The following is a 24530-nucleotide window of genomic DNA, read 5'->3' as shown; positions in this document are numbered from 1 at the left end:
TGCACCGTCAGCGGGATTTATCGCACACGGCTGGGTCATTGCTGAACCGGCGTGGATCACGCCCGGTCGCCGCAAGTCGCGACGCTGATGCCAAATCGTTGATTTAACGGCGGAATCTGTCACTGGCACGGACAGTGCATTGTGCGTTCAACTTGTATTCAAGATTGAACTCATGAACGCGACCGCATCTGCCGACGATCACGCACCGCTCACCGTTCGCGCACTTCTCGATGCGTACGCGCGCGGCGATACCGACCCGCAGCGAATCGCCGTAGCGACGCTTGCTCGCATCGAAGCGAGTGATCGCCCGGAAGCATGGACGCTCGTCGTTCCGGCAGCGGATCTGCAAACGACGGCAGCGTCGCTTGCACGCGAGCTCGCCGAAGCCGGACCCGCGATCTTCGAGCGCAAGCCTTTATTCGGCGTGCCGTTCGCGGTGAAGGACAACATCGACATTGCGGGCTTGCCGACGACCGCCGCATGTCCGGCGTTCGCCTATACGCCCGGCGAAACGGCGTTCGCCGTGCAGCGCTTGATCGATGCGGGCGCGATGCTCATCGGCAAGACGAATCTCGATCAGTTCGCGACCGGTCTCGTCGGCACGCGCTCGCCGCATGGCGCCGTGCGACAAGTTAGTCATCCGGAATATGTGTCGGGCGGATCGAGTTCCGGTTCGGCGGTGACGGTGGCGCAGGGCATCGTCGCGTTTTCGCTCGGCACCGATACCGCCGGTTCGGGCCGCGTGCCGGCGGGTTTCAACGGCATCGTCGGATTGAAGCCGTCGCTGGGGCTCGTCAGCAAGCGCGGGGTCGTGCCCGCGTGCAAGAGTCTCGATACGCTATCGATCTTCGCGCACGACGTCGCCGATGCCTGGATCGTGCTGCAGCAGATGGTCACTTTCGATGCGCTCGACGGTTATTCGCGCCGCGTCGCAGCGCGCGGCTTGCTGCCGGATGCGCCGCGCGTCGCGATTCCCGACACGCTGGAATTCTTCGGCGACACGCACGCGGCCGACGCCTTCGCGGCGACGCTGGATCGTCTGCAACTCGAACCCGCGACGTTTCCCTTCGCACCGATGCAACGCGCGGCCGCGTTGCTGTACGACGGTCCGTGGGTCGCGGAACGCCGCGCGGCGCTGGGCGATTTCTTCGTCACGAACCGCGATGACATCGATCCGACCGTAGCGAAAGTGATCGGCAAGGCCGACGCATTCTCCGCCGCCGACGCATTCAACGCGCAATACGAACTCACGCTGCTGAAGCGTGAGGCGGAAGCGTTGTTCGAACGTTTCGATATCCTGATCGTTCCGACGACGCCGACGCATCCGACCATCGCGCAAGTGCAGGCGAACCCGGTCGAAGTGAACAGCCGTCTCGGCGTCTATACGAACTTCGTCAATCTGCTCGACCTGTGCGCGCTCGCCGTGCCGGGACCGCCGCGCGCCGACGGCTTGCCCGCGGGCATCACGCTCATTGGGCCAGCGGGCGCGGATCGGAGACTCGCGGCATTGGGCGCGAAGATTCAGGCACTTTCCGATGCCAGCATCGATCCGCTGCCGATCCAGGAGCCAAGCATCGAGCTCGCCGTAGTCGGCGCACATCTGCGCGGCATGCCGCTCGAATGGCAGATGAAGCAGGCGGGCGCGCGGTTCATCGAAGAAGCGATGACGTCGCCGCACTACACGCTCTACGCATTAGCCGATACGCAGCCGCCGAAGCCCGGACTCGTGCGCACCGAAAACGAGGGTGCCGCGATCGCCATCGAGATATGGGAGATGCCTATGCGGACCTTCGGCGCATTCGTCGCGGCGATTCCCGCGCCGCTCGGTATCGGCACGGTCACGACCGCCGATGGCCGCATCGTCAAAGGCTTCATCTGCGAACCGGCCGCCGTCGCGCCGGACAGCGGCGCACGCGACATCACTTCCTTCGGCGGCTGGCGCGCGTATCGGCACAGCCTCGTCTCTTCATCCAGCGATCAACTCAAACAGGAAGCTACATCATGACCAATCGCCGCCAGTTCATCCAAGGCGCGGGCGCGCTCGCGCTCGGCAGCGCGCTGCCCTTCGATCTCGCCTTCGGCGCAAGCAATCTCACCGTCGGCGTGATCTATGTCGGCGCGAAGGGCGATTACGGCTATAACCAGGCGCAGGCTCAGGCCGCCGCGATCATCAAGAAGATGCCGGGCGTGAAAGTGGTCGAGGAAGAGAACGTGCCCGAGACCGTGGCCGTGCAAAAGACGATGGAAGCGATGATCGAACAGGACGGCGCGACGCTCATCTTCGCGACTTCGTTCGGCTATTTCGATCCGCATGTGCTGAAGATGGCCGCGAAGTATCCGAAGGTCCGCTTCGCGCATTGCGGCGGTTTGTGGAAGCAGGGCAATCCGCCGAATATCGCGAGCTACTTCGGCTATATCGATGAATGTCAGTACCTCAACGGCGTCGTCGCGGGACACGTGAGCAAGAGCAAGAAGCTCGGTTTCGTCGCCGCCAAGCCGATTCCACAAGTGCTGCGCAATATCAATGCGTTCACGCTCGGCGCGCAATCGGTGGATCCGTCTATCACCACGCACGTCATCTTCACCGGCGACTGGTCGATGCCGGTCAAGGAAGCCGAAGCGGCCAACAGTCTCGTCGATCAGGGATGCGATGTGCTGACCTGTCACGTCGACGGTCCGAAGGTCGTCATCGAAACGGCGGAGAAGCGCGGCGCGATGAGTTGCGGCTATCACGCGAGTCAGGCCGCGCTTGCGCCGAAGGGTTATCTGACGGGCGCGGAGTGGGATTGGGCGACGCCTTTCAAGGAACTCGTCACGGATGCGCAGACCAGCAAGCCGCAGCCCAACATTCTGCGCGGCGGCCTGAAGGAAGGCTTCGTGAAGATGTCGCCCTACGGCGCGAAAGTCACGGCCGATGCGAAGTCCAATGCCGACGCCATCAAGACGAAGATGGCCGCGGGCGATTACGTGATCTTCAAAGGCCCGATGAAGGACAACAAGGGCGGCAGTGCCATCGCATCGGGCACGGCTTACGCGCAGACGGATATCAAGCTGGAAAGCATGAACTATCTCGTCGCGGGCGTCGTCGGGCAGATCTGATTCATTCCTTCGCGGAGCCGGCATGCGTTCCTATCCTCTATTACCGCGCGTGGCGCTGGGCGCATTGCCCGCTTTGCCGACGTTGTGCGCGCTCATCGGCACGCTGGTGCTGTTCTCGCTATTCCTGCTCGTGCAGGGCCAGCCCGCCAACGATGCGCTCGTGCTGATCGCGCAAGGCGCATTCGGCTCGTCGTTCGCGTGGCAGAGCACGTTGCTGCGCGCCGCGCCGCTGATGCTCACCGCGTTGTGCGTCGCGCTGCCTGCGCAGGTCGGGCTGATCGTGATCGGTGGCGAAGGCGCGCTCGCGCTCGGCGGACTCGCATCGGCGGTCGTGGCGACGGTCGTGCCTGCCGCGATGCCGTGGTTCGTCGTCGCTCCGTTGATGGCGCTCACCGGCATGATCGCGGGCGGCGTGTGGATCGGCGCGGTCGGCGCAATGCGGCAACGGCGCGGCGTCAACGAGACGATCAGCAGTCTGTTGATGTCGTATATCGCGATTGCATTGTTCAAGCATCTCGTCGAAGGACCGTTGCGCGATCCCGCGAGTCTCAACAAGCCTTCGACGCCGCCCGTTCCCGATGCCTTCTCGATCGGTTCGTTGCCGGGTCTCGATGTGCATTGGGGCTTGTTCTGGGGGGCGCTCGCGTGCGTCGCGGCATGGGTCTTCGTGCGCTACAGCACCAAAGGCTTCGCAATGCGCATCGCGGGCGGCAACAACCATGCGGCGAAGCTCGTCGGGCTGCCGGTGAACAAGCTCGCGATCGCGGCCTGCGCGATGGGCGGCGCGGCGGCCGGTCTCGCGGGCATGTTCGAAGTCGCGGCGGTGCAGGGCAGCGCGAACGCATCGCTGCTGGCGGGTTACGGCTATGCGGGGATTCTCGTGGCGTTCGCGGCGCGTCAGAACCCGTTGGCGATCATTCTGTGCGCGGTGCTCGTCGGCGGTATCGAAGCGAGCGGTTCGCTTCTGCAACGCCGCCTGGGTCTGCCCGATGCCACCACGCTCGTCCTGCAAGGTCTGCTCTTTGCCAACCTGCTCGCGTGGGAAGCGATGGGCGGTCGTCTCGCGGCGTGGCGCATCAGGCTGCAGGCGATGACCGTCGCGCGCTCGTCGGTTCGACTGGAGGGCACTCATGTTTGACGCACATTCACCCGTCGCGGTGCTGCTGCTGTCGTTGTTCGCGGGCGCCATCCGCGTGAGCACGCCGTATTTGTTCGTGAGCATCGGCGAATGTCTGACGGAGAAGGGCGGGCGCGTCAATCTCGGCCTCGAAGGCATTCTCGTATCCGGCGCGATGACCGGTTATGCGGCCGCGTATCTGTCCGGCTCGCCGTGGCTCGGCGTGCTCGCGGCCGGCTGCGCGGGGTTGCTGCTCGGCTGCCTGCACGGTCTCGTGTGCTCGTTGCCGCGCGTGTCGGACATCGCGTTCGGCATCGCGCTGATGCTGGTCGGCACCGGCCTCGCGTTCTATCTCGGCAAGCCGTTCATCGAGCCGCAAGCGCCGATGTTGTCATCGATCGATCTCGGTGCTTGGGCTTCGTCGCCGCAGTTGCATAACGCGTTGCATGTCAATCCGCTCTTCATCATCGGCGTCGCGCTGGCGTTCGCGTTGCAATGGGGCTTGCGACATACGCGTTGGGGCATGGCTTTGCGTCTCGTCGGCGAGAACGCGGAAAGCGCCCGCGCGATGGGTTATCCGATCACGCGCGTTCGCATTCTCGCGACGACGGTCGGCGGCTTCTTCGCGGGCGTAGGCGGCGCGTATCTGTCGCTGGTGTACCCCGGAAGCTGGAACGAAGGCTTGTCGAGCGGACAAGGCCTGATGGCCGTCGCGCTCGTCATCTTCGCGCGCTGGCAGCCGTTGCGATGCCTGTGGGCCGCGCTGATCTTCGGCGCAGCGGGCGCGCTCGGACCCGCGTTGCAGGCGATCGGCGTGACGAGCGGTTACTACCTTTTCAATGCGGCGCCTTACGTCCTCACGCTCGTCATCATGATCGTCAATTGCCGTCCCGACCGCACGCTCGCGGGTGCGCCCGGCGAACTGAGTCTCACGCGTTGAACCCTATTTTCATGGAGTCGAACACATGAGCCGCTTCATCGAAGCACGTCCCTATCCGTGGCCCTACGACGGCAATCTGCGGCCGGAGAACACCGCGCTCGTCATCATCGACATGCAGACGGACTTTTGCGGCATCGGCGGTTATGTCGACAAGATGGGCTATGACCTCTCGATGACGCGCGCGCCCATCGAACCGATCAGGAACGTGCTCACGCTGATGCGCGAGCAAGGCTTCACGATCATTCATACGCGCGAAGGGCACCGGCCCGATCTGTCGGATTTGCCCGCCAACAAGCGATGGAGAAGCCGTCGCGCGGGCACGAACGGCATCGGCATCGGCGATGAAGGACCCTGCGGCAAGATACTCGTGCGCGGCGAACCGGGCTGGGAAATCATCGATGAACTGAAGCCGATCGAAGGCGAGATCGTCATCGACAAGCCAGGCAAAGGCTCGTTCTGCGCAACGGACCTCGAAATGGTATTGCGCACGCGCGGCATCGTGAATCTGGTGCTCACGGGCATCACGACCGATGTCTGCGTTCACACGACGATGCGCGAAGCGAACGATCGCGGCTTCGAATGCACCATTCTCGCGGATTGTTGCGGCGCGACCGATCAGGGCAATCACGACGCCGCGCTGAACATGGTGCTGATGCAGGGCGGCGTATTCGGCACGGTATCGGATTCGAAGGCTTTGCTCGCGACGCTGGGACGCTGACCATGAACGCACCGACCAAAGCGATGAGCGTGGAAGTGCTCGGCGCGACGAAGCGTTTCGGCGCTTTCACCGCGCTCGACGACGTGACGCTCAAAGTGCGCGCGGGCACCGTGCATGCGCTGCTCGGCGAAAACGGCGCGGGCAAGAGTACGCTCGTGAAAGGGCTCGTCGGTTATGGCGTGCTCGATCACGGCGAGATCATCGCGGATGCGCGGCAGGTGAGAATCGCGTCGCCGCGCGATGCACAGGCGCTCGGCATCGGCATGGTGTATCAGCATTTCACGCTGGCGGCGGGCTTGTCGGTCGAAGAAAATTTGCTGCTGGCGCGCGGGCGATTGCCGTGGAAGATCGACTGGCCGAAGGAACGTGCCGCGCTCGATGCCTTCATGCGTTCGATGCCCTTTCGTCTGCCTCTCGATGCGCCCGTCGCCGGTCTCGCCGCAGGAGAAAAGCAGAAGCTCGAGATTCTGAAACAGCTTTATTTGCAGCAGCGTTTCCTCATTCTCGATGAACCCACGTCCGTGCTCACGCCGCAGGAAGCAGACGAAGTGCTTGGCCTGATGCGCGATCTCGCCACGCGCGGCGAGCTGACCGTGTTGATGATCACGCACAAGTTCCGTGAAGTGATGGCGTATGCCGACGACGTCACAGTGTTGCGCAAGGGCAAGCTCGTCGGGACGAGCGCGGTCGCGGATACGAGCCGCGACAAGCTCGCCGCGTCGATGATGGGCGGTGAATCCGCGAAGCAGGACGATCCCGAACTCGCCGGAATGCAGCCCGGACGCAAGCCGCTCGATGCGGCTTCGCCCGTGCGTCTCGCGCTGTCCAGTCTCAACGTCGTCGATGATCGTGGACATCGGGCGGTGCGCGATGTTTCGCTCAGCGTGAAGTCGGGCGAGATACTCGGCATCGCGGGCGTATCGGGCAACGGGCAGAAGGAACTGATCGAAGCGCTCGTCGGCCAGCGCCGCGTGCAAAGCGGTGAAATGCGCATGCATGGCGAGCCATACCGCGCGACGCGTGAAGAGATGACGCGGCTGCGCGTATTTGCGCTCCCCGAAGAACCGCTGCGCAATGCGTGCGTCGCGAACATGAGCATCGCGGACAACCTCGCCTTGCGCGACTTCGACCGTGCGCCGATGAAGCGTCACGGCTGGCGTCTCGATCGCCGTGCGATGCGCGGACGCGCCGAACGTCTCATCGCCGAATTCAACGTGAAACCGCCGGTGCCGGCGCGCGCCATCGGCACGTTGTCGGGCGGCAACGTGCAGCGCGCCGTGCTCGCGCGCGAGCTCGGGCAAGCGGTGGATGTGCTGATCGTCGCGAATCCCGTATTCGGACTCGACTTCGCATCGGTCGCGGACATCCACGCGCGCATTCTCGCCGCACGCGATGCAGGCGCCGCAGTGCTGCTCGTCAGCGAAGACCTCGATGAACTGCTGGAACTGGCGGATCGCATCGCGGTGATCGCGGAAGGGCGGCTGGTACACGAAACGGCTGCGAGCGGCGCGGATCGCGTCGCGTTGGGAAGACACATGGCGGGTCATGTCGAAAGCGCCACGCGCGCTGCGTCAGAGCCGCTCGCCGTTCACGCATAAAGGAGCAAGGAAGAATGAGTTCGAGCGGTCTCGGTGGATTGAACAAGTCGCCGCAAGGCATCGTCGTGGGTCTCGTGCAGTTGCAGAATCCGGCTGTCGCCACCCCGGAGCAACTGGCCGCGCAGACACGGCGCATCGTCGAACTGATCGGCAAGGCGCGCCGCAACAATCCGTCGATGGATCTGGTCGTGTTTCCCGAATACATGCTGCACGGCCTGTCGATGGATACGAACGATGCCATCATGTGCTCGCTCGACGGTCCCGAAGTGGCCGCGTTCAAGGCGGCGTGCATCGAGCATCGCATCTGGGGATGCTTCTCCATCATGGAGCGCAATCCAGGCGGCAATCCCTATAACAGCGGGATCATCATCGACGATCGGGGCGAGGTGCGACTCTACTATCGCAAGATGCATCCGTGGGTGCCGGTCGAGCCGTGGGAGCCGGGCAATCTCGGCGTGCCGGTGTGCATCGGGCCGAAGGGCGCGAAGCTCTCGCTCATCATCTGTCATGACGGCATGTTTCCGGAGATGGCGCGCGAAGCCGCTTACAAGGGCGCGGAAATCATCTTGCGCACTGCGGGCTATACCGCGCCCATTCGCCATGCCTGGCAAATCACCAATCAGTCGAACGCATTCCAGAATCTCGCGCAGACCGCGAGCGTGTGTCTGTGCGGCAGCGACGGCACGTTCGACTCGATGGGCGAAGGCATGTTCTGCGATTTCGACGGCACGGTGTTGGTCGAAGGCAGTCATCGCCCGGATGAGATCATCACCTGTGAAATGCGCCCCGATCTCGTGCGCGAAGCCCGCATTCACTGGGGCGTCGAAAACAACATCTATCAGTTCGGACATCGCGGCTATGTCGCCGTGAAGGGCGGCGCGCAGGATTGTCCTTACACGTTCATGCAGGACATGGTGCGTGGCGAATATCGTCTGCCGTGGGAGGACGAAGTCGTCGTGAAAGACGGGACGTCATGCGGTTTTTCGAAACCCGAACGCCGATACGAGGGCTGACGCCATGCCTACCCTGACCCGCGCCCGACCGTCTCCGTTCACGTTCGATGTAGCGCATACGGCGTTGATCGTCATCGACATGCAGCGCGACTTCGTGGAGCCGGGCGGCTTCGGCGAAGCGCTCGGCAACGATGTGTCGCTGCTGACGTCGATCGTGCCGACCGTCGCGCAGCTGATCGAACATGCGCGCGATCGCGGCTGGCTCGTCGTGCATACGCGCGAATCGCACGCGCCCGATCTCTCCGATTGTCCGGATGCGAAGCGGCTGCGCGGCGCGCCACGAGCGCGCATCGGCGATATGGGACCGATGGGCCGCATTCTCGTTCGCGGCGAACCGGGCAACGCCATCGTCGATGCGGTCGCGCCCATTACGGGCGAGATCGTCATCGACAAGCCCGGCAAAGGCGCCTTTTACGCAACGCGCCTCGGCGAAGAGCTTGCGCGATGCGGCATCACGCATCTCGTGTTCGCAGGCGTCACGACCGAAGTATGCGTGCAGACGAGCATGCGCGAAGCGAACGATCGCGGCTACGAATGCGTGCTGATAGAAGACGCGACGGCGAGCTACATACCGTCGTTCAAGACTGCGACCATCGAGATGATTCGCTCGCAGGGCGGCATCGTCGGATGGACGGCCACGCTCGCCGATGTGCTGGAGAATTGATGGAACTGAATCGTCCGGAAACGGTGGCTGAAGTCGAGCGCGCGTTCATCGCCTATGAGAAGGCGCTCGTCGATAACGATGTGGCTACCATGAACGCGCTCTTCTGGCACGCGCCGGAAACGGTACGATACGGCATCGCCGAAGTGCAGCATGGCGGCGATGAAATTCGCCGCTGGCGCGAGACGTGCGCGCCGGTGCCGCGTTCGCGGCGTTTGCATCGAACGGTGGTCACGACTTTCGGCACGGATTACGCTTCGGTCAGCACCGAATTCACGAGCGATGCCACGCCTTTGCTCGGACGTCAGATGCAGACGTGGGCGCGCATCGGCAATGCATCGAATGCGTTCGCGGGGTGGACCATCGTCGCGGCGCACGTGAGCCTGATCGAAACGCCCTGAAGAGGCATTACACGGAGACATCGAATCAACTCGCCCAAACTCACGGAGCGCAGTGCCGTGCGCGCCATTCAGAGCGCCAATCCGCTTGCCGAGCAGGTTTATCAGCAGTTGAAGCAGGACATCTTCAGCTTTCGCCTGTTTCCCGGCGACCGCTTTTCGGAGACCGACATCGCGCAATACTACGGGGTGTCGCGTACGCCGATGCGCGACGCGCTGTTCCGCCTGCTGCGCGAAGGCTATCTCGAAGTCGGTTTCAGGCGTGGCTGGAAGGTGTCGGAGATCAACTTCGCGCAGCTCGATCAGTTGTATGACTTGCGAATCGTGCTGGAGACCGCATCGCTCGACAAACTCGCGAGCAGCGCGCCACCGCATCCGGAAGTGGATGCGCTCAAGTCGGTGTGGTGCGTTTCGCCCGATGCGCAGGAAAGCGATCCCGTCGCGATGTTTCGCCTGGACGAGGACTTTCACCGCGGACTCGTGCGCGCAAGCGGCAACGGCGAGATGCTGCGCGTGCATAACGAAGTGACGGAGCGCATCCGCATCGTGCGGCGGCTGGATTTCTTGAAGCCGCATCGCACTAGCGCAACTTACGACGAGCACGCGAAAATGCTGCGCTTCATCGATCGCGGCAAGTGCGGCGAAGCGGCGATGCTGCTGCGCGCGCATATCACGCAAAGCAAGCTGGAAGTGCGCAAGATCACCGTTTCCATGCTGACGGAAGCGCGCGACCGCAAGCTGCCTTTCGTCGACTGAGCGAACGGGAATGTAGCGGACGCAGACGTGCGGAATCAGCCGCTCCGCAGGGAGCGGCCGATCTCACTACGCGTTACAGCGGCGTCTTTTTCGCCGGCGGAACCGCGCCGTCGGCTACGTCCCGGTTGCCCGCCGTCCGCTCGACTTCCACTTCGGTACCGCGCACCGTGTCGTGAATGGTTTCGGTGCGGTTCGTTTCTTCCTTGCCGACGACCACTTCCTCGACCACGCGCGCCGTCTTCGCCACGACGGGCTGCTCGGCCGTTTCCCTGATCTCGACGAAGCCTTCCTTAAGATCCGCCACCGTCGCCGGACGATCCACCGGCCGACGCTCGATGTTCGCGTGTTCTTCACGCAGATTCACCGATTCGCTCACCGGCGTTTCGGTCACCCGCGAATAGACGCGCACGCCGCCCGTCTGCACTTCGCGCTTGCCGACTTCGACGGATTCCTTCACGACGGGAAAGGCCTGCCGTTCAGCGGCGATCTCATCGGCCGTATAAGCCGGCGCATTGCGGTCATAGCCGCTATAGCCCGTGCTGCGCCATTGCTCGACGCGCGTGTCGATGTCGATGGCGCCGGCTGCATAGAGCGCGTCGCGCACGCGTTCGATCGACGATTCGTCGATCACATCCACCGTCAACAGCGCGCCGCCGCGACGCACCGCTTCGTGATAGTGGCCGATTTCCTCGGGCTGATCGTGATCGCCGAACAGGTTCTTGAAGAAGTGCTCGATGCGCGCCATCGCGCCTTCGTGATGCTCGCCGGCGGGACGGTCGGTGGCATCGCCGGACACGGACGTGGACGCGCTCATATCGTTCGCATGCACGTTCATATTCGTGCGGGCGACGCCTTCCGTTTCGAGGCGCGTCTGAGCAAGTTCCGCGTCCTGAAGCGTATTGAATACACCGATGATGGTCTGGCTCATTGCATTATCTCCGTGAGAGTGATTCGGGTATCGAGAGGTGCGCCGGTCCATATGCGCAACGGCCGTTCCCGCCTCGGGTGCGGGTGAATCTAGCCGGCATCCGGATCGGGCTTCCACTTGCCGCTCGTGCCTTCGCGGCGTTCAACCACCAATTCTTCGGAGTTCAGAAGAACCTGGTGGACGACGTCCTGTTGCGTCTCTCGCGTCGTCACATGCACCTCTTCTTTCAACGTGAGCTGCATGCGAACGACCGGCACGTATTCGTACACAGGAATGATGAGCGTGTCGCCTTCGCGACGCGGCTCGGCACGTTCCTCGACCGGACGATTCACGGCCACGCGCCTGACTTCCACCTCTTCGGCGCTCAGGCGCATGCTGACCGGCTGCATCTCTTCATGCACCACCTTGCGAACGCGCACGGCGCCGGTCTCCGTCCGCTTCACGTCGACGGACAATTCTTCCTGCACGGCGGAAAGCCGGAGCTCGTCGGACGTGCCGGACGAGTCCGCGTTCGTCGCGTTCGGGGTCGTGGGCTTGTCATCGGCGCTCATCGGCGTCTCCGTTGAAGCGTGGTCAGGTCGTCGGCCGGGCGCGCTCAAAGGCGGGCGCCTGCCTGCACGGTGCGATTGCGAGGGGCCGCGTTCTTGCGATCCAGCGCGGAGCCGCCGCCTTCCTCGACCGGCGGCTGATGACGAAAGCCCGCGCCGCCCGAAACGATCGCGATGATCGCGCCGACGACGAGCGCCGCGAACGAGAACCAGCTTGCGCGAGCGACGCCACGCGCGGCGGTGTCGGCGGCCTGGCGCGCGTTCTGTTCGGCATCCGGAGAGGATGCAGCCGACGCCGCCGATGCCATCGCCGCCTGCACTTGCTGCTTCGCGGAGTCGATGAGCTGCTTGTTCCCGCCCGCCTGATTCGCGGCGGTCGCGCCGGCTTGTGCGCCGACTTGCGCGGTGGTTGCGACGATGCTGCCGGCCGTGCTCACCGCGCCCGTAATCAGCGAGGTCATGCCGAACACGACGAGCAGCGTCATCACCGCCCATGACAGCAGACCGTGGAGCCATCCGAGGACGGGCGCGCAGCGTCCGGCGTAATAGGAGCCGACGAAAACCGCGAGCACGGTCGTGACGATTACCCATACGCCCGAGCCGAAACCGAAGCCGTGCAACGTATCGGGCTTCGACAACGGCGACAGGAGCGATGCGCCGATCGCCGTGCCGAGCACGCTCATGATGAGATAGACGATCATCGAAAGGATGACGCCCGCGATGATCGAACCCCACGACAGGCGCGGCAGGCCTTCTTGAGTAGTAAGCAGTTTCATGATGTCTCCAGGAAGAGTTGCGGCGTCGATGCGCGCGGCACTGATGCGCAAGCGCTGTGCCGCGCGCAAGTTTTGAATCGGCGCGTAAATGCGAGTGATTCAGACGCCGTCTGAACGATGGATCCGCCTGCTCGGGGCGTCACTTCGCGGCGGGAGGGAAGCGTGCGTCAGTGGAGCAGAGCACGAGAGACGTATGACTTGCGGGAATGCGATGGGATTTGCATCGGGCGCAGGCGCTGGTTCACGGCGACGCCTTCACTTCAGCGGACTGCGGCCCATAGCAATGACACACCCGACGACACCATCAGCGCATCGACGATGAACCGGAAGGTGTTAGCGGACATGCGCGCGACGATCCCGCGCGCGCAAAACGTGCCTGCCATGATCGCCGCGCCGGTAATCAACCCTTGAGCGACCACTTGAGCGGGCAGGGCGCCGAACTGCTGAAAGGCCGCGACTTTCGCACCGTAGACGATCAGCGAACCGGTAGCTTCGGTCGCGAGAAACGCGCCCTTCACAAGGCCGTAGTTCATGAAAACCGGCACGGTGATCGGTCCGGTCGAAACGACGATGCCCGTCAGGAAGCCGACCGGTGCGCCAATCAGCGCGAGCTGGAAGAGCGAGAGGCGCATGGCCCGGCGGGCGAGCCATCGGCGCGTGGGCACCATCGCGATAAAGAAGAGACCAAGCGCGAGCTCGACCGCGTGCGGCGGGAGCGCAAGCAGCGTGTGAACCCCTAATATCGCGCCGGGCGCGGCTGTCGCGCCATAGGCAATGGAAGCTTTCCAGTCGATCTCGCGCCACCAGGACAGGACCTTGCCGAGATTGCCCATGATCGCGGCGATGGCCATGATCGGAACGGCCTGCTGCGGGCCGTAGATGAGCACGAGCACGGGCATCAACAGCATCGACGAGCCGGTGCCGATCACGCCGCTCAAAACACCCGCCATCCAACCCACGCTCAATACGATCAGGTATCCCATCGAGGTCTCCATGCGCCAGCGCCGATTCTAGCTGCGGACGCGAAACCCGCGAGACGCTGGTTCCAAGCGGATGCGCGAGTTGCGGCATGCACGCAACGCCGCATTGCATGGAAGATTGACTTCACTCAATTGCCGTGGGAACTGTGTAACACTATTGTCACAATCCAATTTTCGACAGCCTGGCGTCAGCGTCACGTCCATTCAAAGGAAATCGATTCGCCGTGCTGGTTCTTCTCAATCTGCTCTCTGGCGTCGCCCTCCTGGTTTGGGGCTCACATATCGTTCGCACCGGCATTCTCCGCGTGCTCGGCGCCGATCTCCGCGCCATTCTGGGCCGTAGCACCGGCAGCAAGACGCGCGCGTTTCTGGCGGGCATCGGCGTGACGAGCCTCGTGCAGAGTAGCAACGCCACAGCCGTCATCATTACATCGTTCGCCGCGCAGGGACTGGTGCCGCTCGCGGCCGGGCTAACGGTTCTGCTCGGCGCGGATGTCGGCACCGCGTTAATGGCGCGAGTGCTGACGCTCGACCTGTCATGGCTTTCGCCGATCCTGATCCTGTTCGGCGTGCCGCTTTTCCTGACCCGCAAGCAGACGCGGGCGGGGCAGGTGGGCCGAACCATCATCGGACTCGGATTGATTCTGCTGGCGCTGCATCTCATCGTCGAAGCGGCTCAGCCGATGATGCAGGGCGCCGGCGTCAGGGTCATGTTCGGCGCGCTCACAGGCGACACGATGCTCGACGCGCTCGTGGGCGCGGGCTTCGCGATGCTCTCGTATTCGAGCCTCGCCGCAGTCCTGTTGACGGCGACACTGGCGTCGTCGGGCGTCATCTCGCTGAAGGTCGCCTTGTGCCTCGTCGTCGGCGCGAATCTGGGCAGCGGGCTCCTGGCGCTCTTGAACGCGCTGCCGCAGAACGCGGCAGCACGGCGTCTTTCCGCTGGCAGCTTCGCATTCAAACTGGCCGGCGCGATCATCATTCTGCCTTTCGCATCGCTGCTCGCACGCGGATTGCCGGTTCTGATCGCCAATCCGCGCGAAGCCGTAGTCGGTTTCCATGTGATCTACAACACCGTGCGCTGCTGCGCGTGTCTCGCCCTCGTCGAACGGGTCGCTGCGATCAGCCGGCGTTTGCTGCCGGATCGCACGGTCGCGACCGGCGAGTTGCGCCCGCTGTACCTGGATCCGGCAGGCCTCGTGACGCCGAGCCTCGCGCTGGCGAATGCTTCGCGTGAAGTGCTTCGCATCGGCGACATCGTGCGCGTCATGCTCGATAACGTCGCCGATCTGCTGAGACGCAACGATCTCGCCGTCGCCCGCGAAACCATGCGCATGGACGACGACGTCGACCAGCTCTACGCGGAAGTGAAAAGCTATCTGACGCTGATCTCCCGCGAGCAGCTCGACGAGGCGGAAAGCCGTCGCTGGACGGACATCATTTCGCTGACGATCAATCTCGAGCATGCGGGAGACATCATCGAGCGAATCGTCAGTGATATCGAAGAGAAGAAAATCTCGCAACGGCTCGCGTTCTCGGAACAGGGCCTGGGCGAACTCGACGATCTGCATGCGCGGCTCATCAGTAACCTGCGGCTCGGATTGTCGGTGTTTCTCAACAACGATCTGCGATGCGCCGAGCAGTTGCTGGCCGAGAAGGAACGCTTTCGCGATCTGGAGCGCGCCTACTCGCACAAGCATCTGGACCGGCTGGCGGGACAAAGCTCGCGCAGCGTGGAAACCAGCGCGCTGCACCTGGATCTCATCGGCAATATGAAACGGCTGAACTCGCTCTTCTGTTCGACGGCGTATCCCGTGCTCGATGCGGCGGGCGCGCTGCATGACACGCGTCTGCGCAAGCGCTCGCTCGACACGCTGCACGTCAAGGAATGACGCAGCTCACGCAAGCACCAGGTCGCCCACTGTCTTCTTGAGCGCGCGCAAATCCGCGGCCTCGCCGGACTTGCGATCGGTCACGAGAACGTCGATGTCGCGAGGCGCGCAAAACGTGATGCGGCTGCGCTGGCCGATCTTGCTGTGATCGGCGAGGATCGCGACGCGGTCCGCATTCTCGACCATCGCCCGGGCAATCTCGGCTTCTGCACGATCGAAGTTGCTCGCCCCGTGCCGCTGATCGATGCCGACAGGCGAGAGCATCGCCAGATCGGCGCGGTATCGCCGGATGTCGAGCACGGTCGTCGCGCCCGTCGTGGCCGCCGCGCGCTCGCTGAGCATGCCGCCGAGCAGGATGACTTCGTTCATCGCGCGCACGCGCTCATGCGGTCCCGATGTGCCGCGCAACCGCAGCGCGACATCGACCGAATTCGTGACGATGGTGAGATTGGCGAGCTTCGCAAGCTCGTCCGCGAGGATGGCGGTCGTGGTTCCGGCATCGACGAATACGGTTTGCCCGGCGTGAACGATGCCGATTGCCGCCCGCGCGATGGCCGACTTCGCGCGCACGTTCGCGCGGGCGCGTTCGGCGATGGGCGCCTCGTCGCTCGACGGGACGGCGCCGCCATGCACGCGCCGCAGCGCACCCGCCTGCTCCAGATCGAGCAAGTCGCGGCGCACCGTTTCGCGCGACACGGAAAGCTCCGCCATGATCCTCTCGTTCGAGACACGGCCGAGCATCGACAGGAGCGCGCGTATGCGCTGATGACGGTCTTTCTGCCACATAGGGAATGCTCGATGGTGGAAGCAACAATGAGAATTGCGCTGGCACGCTGTTGTTCAGCTTACATCCGTCATAAGCGAAAGTTGTACTTTTTTGGCAGCTTGCAAATTTGAGGATTTGAAACTAGCCTGCATCAGCAATCGGCGGTTCTCTTCAACGCACTACCTTCCTTTCGGGAACAGCGATGACGATGAAGCGTATCTGGGCGGGCCGTCTCCTTTCGATCTCCACGGCAGCGGGACTCGCGGCGGGCGGCATCGACGCCGCATCGGCCGCGCCATCCGAGGCGCTCGTGGCCGCCGCGAAGCAGGAAGGACAGTTGACCACGATCGCGTTGCCGCACGACTGGTGCGGATACGGCGCGCTGATCGACACGTTCCAGAGGAAGTACGGCATCCACGTCAACGAGCTGAATCCGGATGCGGGCTCGGGCGACGAGATCGAAGCGATCAAGGCCAACAAGGGCAACAAGGGTCCGCAAGCGCCGGATGTGATCGATGTCGGCCTGTCGTTCGGTCCGTCCGCGAAGAAGGAAGGCTTGTTGCAGCCTTACAAGGTGTCGACGTGGGATTCGATCCCGGCTGCGTCGAAGGATGCGGAAGGCTACTGGTACGGCGACTACTACGGCGTGCTCGCGTTCGAAGTCAACGCGGACATGATCGACAAGCCGCCGTCCGATTGGGGCGATCTGCTCAAGTCAGACTATCGCAACGCGGTCTCGCTCGCGGGCGACCCGCGTTCGGCCAATCAGGCGATTCAGGCTGTCCATGCGGCGGGCCTTTCGCAGACGAAGGGCGACGCGTCGAAGGCCGACCAGGCGGGCCTCAAGTTCTTCGCCGATCTGAACAAGAGCGGCAACTTCGTGCCGGTGATCGGCAAGGCCGCGTCGCTCGCGCAGGGGACGACGCCGATCATCGTGCGCTGGGATTACAACGCGCTTGCCGATCGCGACACGCTCAAAGGCAATCCGAAAGTGCAGGTGATCGTGCCGAAGACGGGTGTCGTCGCGGGCGTCTATGTGCAGGCGATCAGCGCCTACGCACCGCATCCGAACGCCGCGAAATTGTGGATGGAATTCCTTTACTCCGACGAAGGGCAACTCGGCTGGCTGGCCGGATACTGCCATCCGATGCGCTATAACGAGCTGGTCGCGCAGAAGAAAGTGCCGCAGGCGCTGCTTGCCAAACTGCCGCCGGCATCGGCTTACAGCAACGCCGTGTTCCCGACGCTCGAACAGCAAAACGCCACGAAGGACGCCGTCACCAAAGGCTGGGATCAGGTCGTCGGCGCGAACGTGAAGTAGCCGCGAGTTCGCCGGAATGAGCGCATCTCCGCAGCCAGGCGCTTCGGGCCCGGATCTGCTGACGCCGGCCGCGCCCGCGCCGCAGTCCGGCCCCGCCCGCGCGAGCCGCGGCGCGGGCTGGCTCACGTATGCGGGCGTCGCGCCATTCTTTGCGTTCGCGCTGCTGTTTCTGTTGTTGCCCACCACCTTTCTGATGATCGGCGCGTTTCAGGATGCGCAGGGACGCTTCACGCTGGCGAATCTTCGCGAACTGTTTCAGCCCGCCGTGCTCGATGCCTACTGGATCAGCGTGAAGGTGAGCGTGGCATCCGCCGCCGGCGGGACGCTGTTCGGCGCGTTGCTCGCCTGGGCAGCGGTGCATGGCCGGCTGCCGGCGTGGATCCGTCCGACGCTCATGACGTTCTCGGGCGTCGCGTCCAACTTCGCGGGCGTGCCGCTCGCGTTCGCATTCATCTGCACGTTGGGACGCGTGGGCCTCGTCACGGTGCTGGCGCGCAAATACCTCGGCGTCAATCTGTATTCGACCGGCTTCAGCATCCTCAGCTTCGTCGGGCTGACCATTACCTACCTGTACTTCCAGATTCCGTTGATGGTCCTCATCATCACGCCCGCGCTCGACGGTCTCAAACGCGAGTGGCGCGAAGCGTGCGACTGTCTCGGCGGCACGGCCGCGCAGTACTGGCGATACGTCGGTTTGCCGGTCCTGTGGCCGAGCGTGCTCGGCGCGGCGCTGCTGCTCTTCGCCAACGCGTTCGGCGCAGTGGCCACGGCCTATGCGCTGACGGGCAGCTCGCTCAACATCGTGCCGATTCTGCTGTATGCGCAGATTCGCGGCGACGTGCTGCATAACCAGAACCTCGGCTATGCGCTCGCGCTCGGCATGATCGTGGTCACGGGCTTGTCGAACGGCGGCTACATCTGGTTGCGCGCGAGGGCCGAAAGGGGACGCGCATGAAGACGCACATGAAGACGCGCATGAAGACGCGCATGAAGACGCAATCGCGCGCGGGCGCCTGGATCGCGATGATCGTCGGCACGATGTATTTTGTGATTCCGCTCGCCGCCACCTTCGAATTCAGCCTGCGGATGCGCCGCGACGCTTACAGCTTCGACGCGTATCGCGTCGTTCTCGGCGATCCGCGTTTTCAGGCTTCGTTCGGCTACTCGGTGCTCATGGGCCTGCTCACCATCGTGATCGGCGTGCTGCTCGTCGTGCCGACCGCGTACTGGGTGCAATTGCGTCTGCCGAAGCTGCGGCCCGTCGTAGAGTTCATCACTTTGCTGCCGCTCGTGATACCGGCCATCGTGATCGTGTTCGGTTATCTGCGCATCTATAACAGCAGTTCCATCCTGCCGCTCACCAGCAACGAGCGCGCGACCGATCTGCTGCTCGTCTTCGGCTACGTCACGCTGTCGTTACCGTACATGTACCGCGCCGTCGATGCGGGCATGCGCGCCGTCGACGTCCGCTCGCTGACCGAAGCCGCCGAATGTCTCGGCGCCGGCTGGACGACGATCCTTTTCCGCGTGATCTTTCCCAACGTGCGCTCGGGCATTCTGTCCGGCGCGTTCCTGACGTTCGCCGTCGTGATCGGCGAATTCACGATCGCGAGCCTGCTGGACCGTCCGGCGTTCGGACCTTATCTGCAACTGATCGGCGCGAATCGCGCATACGAGCCCTCGGCGCTGGCGATCATCGCGTTCGTCGTCACATGGGCATCGATGGGCCTGATCCAGGTGTTCGGATCGGCGCGCGCACTGGCCGGCCATAAAACCTGAGCCGACGAGGCCGCGACTTATGCCATTTCTCGAAATCGACGATCTTCACAAAACGTTCGGGCCGAACGTCGCGCTGCATCGGTTCGACATGACGATCGAGCAGGGCGAATTCATCACGTTTCTCGGTCCGTCGGGTTGCGGCAAGACGACGGTGCTGCGCATGATCGCCGGATTCGAAACGCCCACGCGCGGCACGATCCGTCTGAATGGACGCAACGTCACGCACATGCGTACGCGCGACCGCGCCGTCGGCATGGTGTTTCAGGCCTATGCGCTTTTCCCGAACATGACGGTGGCGCAGAACATCGGCTTCGCGTTGAAGGTCGCGAAGCGTTCGCAGAAGGAGATCGACGCGCGCGTCGCCGAGATGCTCGAACTCATCAAGCTGCCGCAACTCGCCGCGCGTTATCCGTGGCAATTGTCGGGCGGACAGCAACAGCGCGTGGCGCTGGCGCGCGCGCTCGCGAGCAAGCCGCAGGTGCTGTTGCTCGACGAACCGCTGTCCGCGCTCGACGCGAAAATCCGCGTGTCATTACGCGAGGACATTCGGGCGCTGCAGCGCGAGCTCGGCATTACATCGATTTTCGTCACGCACGATCAGGAAGAGGCGTTGTCGATCTCCGACCGCATCGTCGTGATGAACGACGGGCGCGTGGAACAGATCGGCTCGCCGCTCGACATCTACAATTTTCCGCGCACGCGCTTCGTCGCATCGTTCGTCGGGACGCTGAACATTCTCGCCGGGCGCGTGATCGATCCCGGAAGCGGGCGCATCGCGGTCGATGGTCAGGAGCTCGTGACGTCGCGCCCACTGCCGCCGGATGATGCCGGCAAGGAACGATTGCTGGCGCTGCGCCCCGAAGCGATCATCCTGGAGCCGCCGTCGAACGGACGGAATTCGCTCGCGGCCACCGTCGAGCAGATCAGCTTTCTCGGCGCCGTGGTGCGCATTCGTGCGCGGGTCAGCAACGCGGTCGTATCGCTCGATGTCTTCAACGATCCCAACAGGACCCTGCCGGAGCGCGGGCAGCCGGTAGCGCTCGGGTTTTCTCACGACAACCTTCTCGTGCTCGATGAAAATGCGCGCTAGCTTTGCAATGCGAGGAGCAGTTGCCCACGCAGATCGGTAATCCGGCGCGCGCGGGTTATCGATTGCGCGCGCCGCGTTGCCGGCGATGGCTTCGTGACACCCTCAGGCGAGCGCAATGCGCGTGTCGTCGAGCGGGCGCAGCTTGCCGGGATGCACGGCGCGGCATAGCGCCTCGACGAAGTAGAAGTCGCCGAACATGGTCGCACCGTCGACGCCGATATTGTGCGGCTTCGAGTAACACGAGTTATGCAGCAGCCCGTGCTGACCGTCGCGTGTGAATTCGTCGCGGCAGAGCGCTTCGAGCATCGCGAGGCCGTGGCCTTGCCATTTGCCCGCAGCGTGCGCATCGGGATGCACGCGTGCCATCTCCAGCAACGCCGACGCCACCACGGCGGCAGCGGCCGTGTCCTTGATCTCGGCGTCGCGGCCGGTCGCATCGAAGTCCCACGGCGGCACCTGACGCCCTTCGAGGCGGCGCAGGTAGTAATCGGCGAGACGCTCGGCGAGGTCCAGATAGCCGCGCTTGCCGGTTTCCCGCGCGGAGTTCACATATCCGTAGATCGCCCAGGCCTGGCCGCGGCTCCATGCGGATTCGTCGAACGCGCCCTGGAACGTGTAGCCGCGTTTGCGCGCGCCGCTCTCCACGTCGTATTCGACGGCGTGATAGGTCGAGTCGTCGACGCGCACGAAGGCGCGCGCGGTCATCTCGGCGTGTGCGTCCGCGGCGTGCCGGTAGCTGCCGTCGTCGGCGTGATTGGCGGCCCAGTAGAGCAGCGACAGATTGGCCATCGTGTCGATCGCGGAGGCGCTGCGGCCGCGCGGATCGGAGATCGGCCCCCAGGACGCGAGATAGGCGCCGCCGCGCGTGGTCACGAGCCGGGCGCGCAGCTTGTCCGCGGCTTCGAGCGCGATATCGGCGAACCACGCGTCGCCGGTGATGTGATGCCCCGGCACCGCGCTGCTATCGAAGATAAAGCCGATGTCATGCGTGTTCGGATCCTGCGCGCGCTGGCGCACGAGCAGCATGCGGGCACGCGCCCATTCGAGAAAGCGCGCCTCGCCGGTGTGCAGATACGAACTCAGCAGCAAGCCGACCCAGAAGCCGCAGAACCAGTTGCCGTGGCTCCATGCGTCGCCGTCGTAGCCCGCAGAGAGCGACGCGGGCAGACGCACCCATTGACCATCGGGACCGGTGACTTGCGGGAATTCGACGCCGAAGGTCAGCTCGTCGGAAGCGACCTTCTGCGCGGTTTTATCGAGTGTTTCGCGAAACAGCTTTGCCTGGTTCTCGCTGAGTGACAGCGGGTTCATTGCGTTCGACACGGCGTCTCCTTGAGTTCGTCATTCGCAGGACGATTCTAAGAAGCGCCCGCGCGAGCGCGTTAGGATGAAACGCATGAACTGTTGGACATTTCCGCACCGAAGCGGCGCACGACGACGCTCAGATGTGCAGCTTGTCGAGGCTGCGCCGATAGTCGATCGGCGAGCGGCCCGTGTGCTTGCGAAAGCATCGGCTGAAGTAGGCGGGATCGTCGAACGAGAGCATCGCGGCGATCTCCGCGACATTCACTTCGGAGTGCAGCAGCAGCCGTTTGGCCTCCAGCATCACGCGCTCGCGGATCAGCTTGGGCGCGGTGCTGCCGAGCGCCTGACGCGTCGCCTCGTTGAGCGCGCGCTCCGTGACGTTGAGCAGGCGCGCGTAATCGGCCGCCTCGTTGACCGAGCGAAAATGCTTTTCCAGCAGACTCTTGAAGCGGCGCGACAGCAGCACGCTGCGCGTCGCGGCGGCATCTCGCATGGCGGCGGCGTCGCACATGCGCGCGACCTTGATCAGGAAAACGTGCAAGTAGGCCCAGATCGCGTCGGTGTAGCCGACCTGTTCCGCCTGATACTCATGGCGAATGCCGTCCATCACGCGCGCCAGTTCGCGCACCTGCGCGTCGCTCAGATTGACGCACGGCGCGAGCTGCTCGAAGTTGTAGACGGGCACTTCGGTTTCGGTATGGCGGTTCTGCACGCGGAACGCGAAAAACTCCGACGAAAAGCTGAGCGAATAGCCGAGCGTGTCGGCCGAAAGATCCAGATCGTGAATCTGTCCCGGCGCCATGAAGTAGAGCGTGTTGGGACGCACGTCGTAGCGCACCGAATCGATCACATGCGAGCCGCTGCCCGCGAGCACCCACATCATGTGATAGAAGTCGTGCCGATGCGGATAGACCAGCGTCGACTTGAGCGCCTCGATCGGCGCGAGATGAAAGTCCGGCGTCTTGACGTGTGCGCCGTATTCGTAGTCCTCGATCCGGATCACCGGAACGTGACAGCAACATGCGGTATCCAACTGTCTCCTCCGTCGGCGGCGAGTGTCTTCGCGCCCGCCTGCATGCCCGCGCTGCGCGGGCAACTGCACGAGTGTAGCCGTGCCCGCGCCCGCCGGTTAACTGGCATTTACACCATGCGGCCCGCGCGGCGATGTCACGCCGCCGCGCTGCGCGCCATCAGCGCATGATCGAAGCGCAGTTCCTTCAGCGCGGAAAGTCCGCTCAGCACGACGTGCCCTTGTTGATTGCGCACGGTCGTGTCCATCACGAGAATGTGTTTCGCGGGCTTCTTTTCGACGACGCATACGCTGATCGTCACCGTATCGCCGATATACACCGGCCCCAGAAAACGCAGCTCCTGTCCGACATACACGAAGCCCGGCCCTGTCAGTTCGGTGTGCGCCGCCGACACCAGCGCGGCCGTCAACAGGCCATGCACGACGCGCCGTCCGAACGGCGAGCATTCGGCGAAGGCGTGCTGCATGTGCAGCGGGTTCAGATCGCCGGACAGGTGCCCGAACGCGTCCACTTCGGCCTCGGTGACCGTGTGCACGTTCACCTGCGTACGGCCGATCTCGACGTCGTCGAAGCGCAAGAGCGCCGGCCAGTTGTTCGGTTGTGCGCTCATGCTTCTCTCCTCGATGTCAATGCGATGCCGCGTTCGACATAGCCGTCGATTTCCTGCGGCGTGTAGCCCAGTTCCGCGAGCACTTCGCGGGTATGTTGTCCCTGTTTCGGCGGATGCCGCCGCAAGGGCGGCGCCGCGCCGTCGTAGCGCACAGGATGCGCGAGCACGCGCACCGGTCCCGCTTCCTCGTGATCGAACGACAGGATCATTTCGTTGTGCGCGACTTGCGGGTCCTGCTCCACCTGCTCGTAGTCGTTGACGGGCGCGAACCAGATATCGTGTTCCTCGAAGGTGCGCATCCAGTCCTCGGTCGTGCGCGTTTTCAGCGTGTCATAGACAAGGCGATTGATCTCGTCGCGCCTTCGCACGTTGTCCTTCGGATGCGTGAATTCGGCGAGCGCGGGACACGACAGCGCATTCGCGAGCTTCTGCGTCGGCGTGAGCGACATCGCGATATAACCGTCACGCGTCCGGTACACGCCATACGGCGCGGGATGAAAACGGCTGCCCATCGGCGGATGCGTGCGTGCCCACAACGGCCCCTTGTTCATGTAATACGTGAACGGCTCGATTTGCAGATCGAGCGCGGCGTTGAGCAGATTGCTCTCGATGCGCGTGCCGACGCCCGTGCGCTCGCGCGCCTGCAACGCGGCCACCACGCCGAATGCGGCGAGCACGGCGGCATGCTGATCGACGATGGCGGAACCGACCGGCGTGGGCGGCGATTCGGCATCGCCGGACAGCATGGTCAGTCCGCTCATCGCCTGCAAGAGCAGATCCTGGCCCGGACGTTTCAGATAAGGCCCGGACGAACCGTAGCCGGTACACGAGCAATACACGAGACGCGGATTGACTTCGTGCACCTGCGCGTAGCCGAAGCCCATCTTGTCGAGCACGCCGGGACGATAGTTCTCGACGAGCACGTCGGCTTCGCGTATCAGACGCCACACGATCTCGCGCGCGGCTTCGTCGCGCAGATCGAGCGAGATGCTGCGCTGATTGCGGTTGCCGAGCAGAAAGAACACGCTCACGCCTTCGATGAACGCGTCCGCGCCGGTCCAGCTACGTTCGAACGCGCCGCCGGGCGGTTCGACCTTGATGACATTCGCGCCGACATCGGCGAGCATCTGCACGGCGGCGGGGCCTTGCAGGAAATGCGTGAAACTCAGCACCTTGATGCCTTCCAGCATGAACATTCTCCTCT

Annotated in this window: 24 protein-coding genes; 15 read left to right on the top strand and 9 right to left on the bottom strand. The window is 63.8% G+C overall.

Annotated features, from left to right (window positions below; translation table 11 throughout):
- Positions 1 to 172: 172 nt before the first annotated feature.
- From atzF to LDZ23_RS26490, 10 genes are read left to right on the top strand one after another with little or no spacing between them, the layout of a single operon-like run.
- Positions 173 to 2005 carry an allophanate hydrolase gene (gene atzF / locus LDZ23_RS26535; protein ID WP_008346680.1) on the top strand — a complete coding sequence of 611 codons (1833 nt, stop codon included), beginning with the start codon at positions 173 to 175 and terminating at the stop codon, positions 2003 to 2005.
- The gene (locus LDZ23_RS26530; RefSeq protein ID WP_008346678.1) at positions 2002 to 3099 is read left to right on the top strand and encodes a BMP family ABC transporter substrate-binding protein; all 1098 of its coding nucleotides are present in this window, start codon (positions 2002 to 2004) and stop codon (positions 3097 to 3099) included. Before atzF ends, LDZ23_RS26530 begins: the two co-directional genes overlap by 4 nt.
- A 22-nt stretch (positions 3100 to 3121) precedes the next feature.
- Entirely contained in the window at positions 3122 to 4237 is a 1116-nt protein-coding gene (locus LDZ23_RS26525; protein WP_244808292.1) for an ABC transporter permease, read from the top strand.
- Positions 4230 to 5156: an ABC transporter permease gene (locus LDZ23_RS26520; protein WP_008346674.1), complete on the top strand. Its 927-nt coding sequence runs from the start codon at positions 4230 to 4232 to the stop codon at positions 5154 to 5156. Before LDZ23_RS26525 ends, LDZ23_RS26520 begins: the two co-directional genes overlap by 8 nt.
- 25 nt (positions 5157 to 5181) lie before the next feature.
- On the top strand, positions 5182 to 5874 hold the full coding sequence (biuH, locus tag LDZ23_RS26515; protein ID WP_008346673.1) for a biuret amidohydrolase: 693 nt from the start codon (positions 5182 to 5184) through the stop codon (positions 5872 to 5874).
- A 2-nt stretch (positions 5875 to 5876) separates the two neighbouring features.
- Positions 5877 to 7472: an ABC transporter ATP-binding protein gene (locus tag LDZ23_RS26510; protein WP_008346672.1), complete on the top strand. Its 1596-nt coding sequence runs from the start codon at positions 5877 to 5879 to the stop codon at positions 7470 to 7472.
- 14 nt (positions 7473 to 7486) lie between these two features.
- Positions 7487 to 8485, top strand: coding sequence for a formamidase (locus tag LDZ23_RS26505; RefSeq protein WP_008346670.1), 999 nt, complete (start codon positions 7487 to 7489; stop codon positions 8483 to 8485).
- Positions 8486 to 8489: 4 nt separating this feature from the next.
- On the top strand, positions 8490 to 9149 hold the full coding sequence (locus tag LDZ23_RS26500) for a cysteine hydrolase family protein (RefSeq protein ID WP_033535797.1): 660 nt from the start codon (positions 8490 to 8492) through the stop codon (positions 9147 to 9149).
- The gene (gene hpxZ / locus LDZ23_RS26495) at positions 9149 to 9547 is read left to right on the top strand and encodes an oxalurate catabolism protein HpxZ (RefSeq protein WP_008346668.1); all 399 of its coding nucleotides are present in this window, start codon (positions 9149 to 9151) and stop codon (positions 9545 to 9547) included. The genes LDZ23_RS26500 and hpxZ overlap by 1 nt, the downstream gene beginning before the upstream one ends.
- 57 nt (positions 9548 to 9604) lie before the next feature.
- On the top strand, positions 9605 to 10300 hold the full coding sequence (locus LDZ23_RS26490) for a GntR family transcriptional regulator (RefSeq protein ID WP_008346667.1): 696 nt from the start codon (positions 9605 to 9607) through the stop codon (positions 10298 to 10300).
- 73 nt (positions 10301 to 10373) lie between these two features.
- On the opposite strand, the gene LDZ23_RS26485 is transcribed toward LDZ23_RS26490, so the two are convergent.
- From LDZ23_RS26485 to LDZ23_RS26470, 4 genes are all read right to left on the bottom strand, one after another.
- Positions 10374 to 11228: a YsnF/AvaK domain-containing protein gene (locus tag LDZ23_RS26485; RefSeq protein ID WP_008346666.1), complete on the bottom strand. Its 855-nt coding sequence runs from the start codon at positions 11226 to 11228 to the stop codon at positions 10374 to 10376.
- A gap of 89 nt (positions 11229 to 11317) precedes the next feature.
- The gene (locus tag LDZ23_RS26480; RefSeq protein ID WP_008346665.1) at positions 11318 to 11779 is read right to left on the bottom strand and encodes a YsnF/AvaK domain-containing protein; all 462 of its coding nucleotides are present in this window, start codon (positions 11777 to 11779) and stop codon (positions 11318 to 11320) included.
- Positions 11780 to 11823: 44 nt separating this feature from the next.
- On the bottom strand, positions 11824 to 12552 hold the full coding sequence (locus LDZ23_RS26475; RefSeq protein WP_008346664.1) for a YrzE family protein: 729 nt from the start codon (positions 12550 to 12552) through the stop codon (positions 11824 to 11826).
- 260 nt (positions 12553 to 12812) lie between these two features.
- Entirely contained in the window at positions 12813 to 13535 is a 723-nt protein-coding gene (locus LDZ23_RS26470) for a sulfite exporter TauE/SafE family protein (RefSeq protein WP_008346663.1), read from the bottom strand.
- 221 nt (positions 13536 to 13756) lie between these two features.
- Here LDZ23_RS26470 and LDZ23_RS26465 point away from each other — a divergent pair, with 221 nt between their 5' ends.
- Complete coding sequence (locus LDZ23_RS26465) at positions 13757 to 15424, top strand: Na/Pi cotransporter family protein (protein WP_008346662.1); 1668 nt, start codon at positions 13757 to 13759, stop codon at positions 15422 to 15424.
- Positions 15425 to 15430: 6 nt separating this feature from the next.
- On the opposite strand, the gene LDZ23_RS26460 is transcribed toward LDZ23_RS26465, so the two are convergent.
- Entirely contained in the window at positions 15431 to 16210 is a 780-nt protein-coding gene (locus LDZ23_RS26460) for a DeoR/GlpR family DNA-binding transcription regulator (protein WP_008346661.1), read from the bottom strand.
- A gap of 182 nt (positions 16211 to 16392) precedes the next feature.
- Between LDZ23_RS26460 and LDZ23_RS26455 the strand changes: the two genes are divergently transcribed.
- Genes LDZ23_RS26455 through LDZ23_RS26440 form a run of 4 tightly spaced genes read left to right on the top strand, consistent with a single transcriptional unit; the run spans position 16393 to position 20380 of the window.
- Entirely contained in the window at positions 16393 to 17511 is a 1119-nt protein-coding gene (locus LDZ23_RS26455) for an ABC transporter substrate-binding protein (RefSeq protein WP_008346660.1), read from the top strand.
- A 16-nt stretch (positions 17512 to 17527) separates the two neighbouring features.
- Positions 17528 to 18466 carry an ABC transporter permease gene (locus LDZ23_RS26450; RefSeq protein WP_008346659.1) on the top strand — a complete coding sequence of 313 codons (939 nt, stop codon included), beginning with the start codon at positions 17528 to 17530 and terminating at the stop codon, positions 18464 to 18466.
- A 32-nt stretch (positions 18467 to 18498) separates the two neighbouring features.
- The gene (locus LDZ23_RS26445) at positions 18499 to 19290 is read left to right on the top strand and encodes an ABC transporter permease (RefSeq protein ID WP_008346658.1); all 792 of its coding nucleotides are present in this window, start codon (positions 18499 to 18501) and stop codon (positions 19288 to 19290) included.
- 19 nt (positions 19291 to 19309) lie between these two features.
- On the top strand, positions 19310 to 20380 hold the full coding sequence (locus tag LDZ23_RS26440) for an ABC transporter ATP-binding protein (RefSeq protein WP_008346656.1): 1071 nt from the start codon (positions 19310 to 19312) through the stop codon (positions 20378 to 20380).
- 102 nt (positions 20381 to 20482) lie between these two features.
- Here LDZ23_RS26440 and LDZ23_RS26435 read toward each other — a convergent pair whose 3' ends face one another.
- The 4 genes from LDZ23_RS26435 to LDZ23_RS26420 all read right to left on the bottom strand — a co-directional run bounded on the left by LDZ23_RS26435 (position 20483) and on the right by LDZ23_RS26420 (position 24516).
- Complete coding sequence (locus LDZ23_RS26435; RefSeq protein ID WP_235366153.1) at positions 20483 to 21703, bottom strand: glycoside hydrolase family 88 protein; 1221 nt, start codon at positions 21701 to 21703, stop codon at positions 20483 to 20485.
- A gap of 118 nt (positions 21704 to 21821) precedes the next feature.
- Positions 21822 to 22718, bottom strand: a complete 897-nt coding sequence (locus tag LDZ23_RS26430; protein WP_008346653.1) for a helix-turn-helix domain-containing protein — start codon at positions 22716 to 22718, stop codon at positions 21822 to 21824.
- A 134-nt stretch (positions 22719 to 22852) separates the two neighbouring features.
- On the bottom strand, positions 22853 to 23326 hold the full coding sequence (locus tag LDZ23_RS26425; protein WP_008346652.1) for a MaoC family dehydratase: 474 nt from the start codon (positions 23324 to 23326) through the stop codon (positions 22853 to 22855).
- Positions 23323 to 24516 (bottom strand): CaiB/BaiF CoA transferase family protein, encoded by a 1194-nt coding sequence (locus LDZ23_RS26420; protein WP_033535816.1) that lies wholly within the window; start codon positions 24514 to 24516, stop codon positions 23323 to 23325. The genes LDZ23_RS26425 and LDZ23_RS26420 overlap by 4 nt, the downstream gene beginning before the upstream one ends.
- Between the last annotated feature and the right edge of the window lie 14 nt (positions 24517 to 24530).

Source organism: Caballeronia zhejiangensis (assembly GCF_022879815.1).
In the GTDB taxonomy this organism is placed as follows: Bacteria; Pseudomonadota; Gammaproteobacteria; order Burkholderiales; family Burkholderiaceae; genus Caballeronia; species Caballeronia zhejiangensis.
The sequence above is the reverse complement of the archived record's forward strand: the minus strand, read 5'-3'. Positions and strand labels throughout refer to the sequence as shown.

Coding starts and splice junctions, on each gene's coding strand:
- LDZ23_RS26520 (WP_008346674.1), top strand. CDS start 4,230: ATGTTTGACGCACATTCACCCGTCGCGGTGCTGCTGCTGTCGTTGTTC.
- LDZ23_RS26530 (WP_008346678.1), top strand. CDS start 2,002: ATGACCAATCGCCGCCAGTTCATCCAAGGCGCGGGCGCGCTCGCGCTC.
- LDZ23_RS26450 (WP_008346659.1), top strand. CDS start 17,528: ATGAGCGCATCTCCGCAGCCAGGCGCTTCGGGCCCGGATCTGCTGACG.
- LDZ23_RS26455 (WP_008346660.1), top strand. CDS start 16,393: ATGACGATGAAGCGTATCTGGGCGGGCCGTCTCCTTTCGATCTCCACG.
- LDZ23_RS26510 (WP_008346672.1), top strand. CDS start 5,877: ATGAACGCACCGACCAAAGCGATGAGCGTGGAAGTGCTCGGCGCGACG.
- LDZ23_RS26480 (WP_008346665.1), bottom strand. CDS start 11,779: ATGAGCGCCGATGACAAGCCCACGACCCCGAACGCGACGAACGCGGAC.
- LDZ23_RS26485 (WP_008346666.1), bottom strand. CDS start 11,228: ATGAGCCAGACCATCATCGGTGTATTCAATACGCTTCAGGACGCGGAA.
- LDZ23_RS26475 (WP_008346664.1), bottom strand. CDS start 12,552: ATGAAACTGCTTACTACTCAAGAAGGCCTGCCGCGCCTGTCGTGGGGT.
- hpxZ (WP_008346668.1), top strand. CDS start 9,149: ATGGAACTGAATCGTCCGGAAACGGTGGCTGAAGTCGAGCGCGCGTTC.
- LDZ23_RS26525 (WP_244808292.1), top strand. CDS start 3,122: ATGCGTTCCTATCCTCTATTACCGCGCGTGGCGCTGGGCGCATTGCCC.
- LDZ23_RS26505 (WP_008346670.1), top strand. CDS start 7,487: ATGAGTTCGAGCGGTCTCGGTGGATTGAACAAGTCGCCGCAAGGCATC.
- atzF (WP_008346680.1), top strand. CDS start 173: ATGAACGCGACCGCATCTGCCGACGATCACGCACCGCTCACCGTTCGC.
- LDZ23_RS26440 (WP_008346656.1), top strand. CDS start 19,310: ATGCCATTTCTCGAAATCGACGATCTTCACAAAACGTTCGGGCCGAAC.
- LDZ23_RS26470 (WP_008346663.1), bottom strand. CDS start 13,535: ATGGGATACCTGATCGTATTGAGCGTGGGTTGGATGGCGGGTGTTTTG.
- LDZ23_RS26445 (WP_008346658.1), top strand. CDS start 18,499: ATGAAGACGCAATCGCGCGCGGGCGCCTGGATCGCGATGATCGTCGGC.
- LDZ23_RS26425 (WP_008346652.1), bottom strand. CDS start 23,326: ATGAGCGCACAACCGAACAACTGGCCGGCGCTCTTGCGCTTCGACGAC.
- LDZ23_RS26420 (WP_033535816.1), bottom strand. CDS start 24,516: ATGCTGGAAGGCATCAAGGTGCTGAGTTTCACGCATTTCCTGCAAGGC.
- biuH (WP_008346673.1), top strand. CDS start 5,182: ATGAGCCGCTTCATCGAAGCACGTCCCTATCCGTGGCCCTACGACGGC.
- LDZ23_RS26460 (WP_008346661.1), bottom strand. CDS start 16,210: ATGTGGCAGAAAGACCGTCATCAGCGCATACGCGCGCTCCTGTCGATG.
- LDZ23_RS26500 (WP_033535797.1), top strand. CDS start 8,490: ATGCCTACCCTGACCCGCGCCCGACCGTCTCCGTTCACGTTCGATGTA.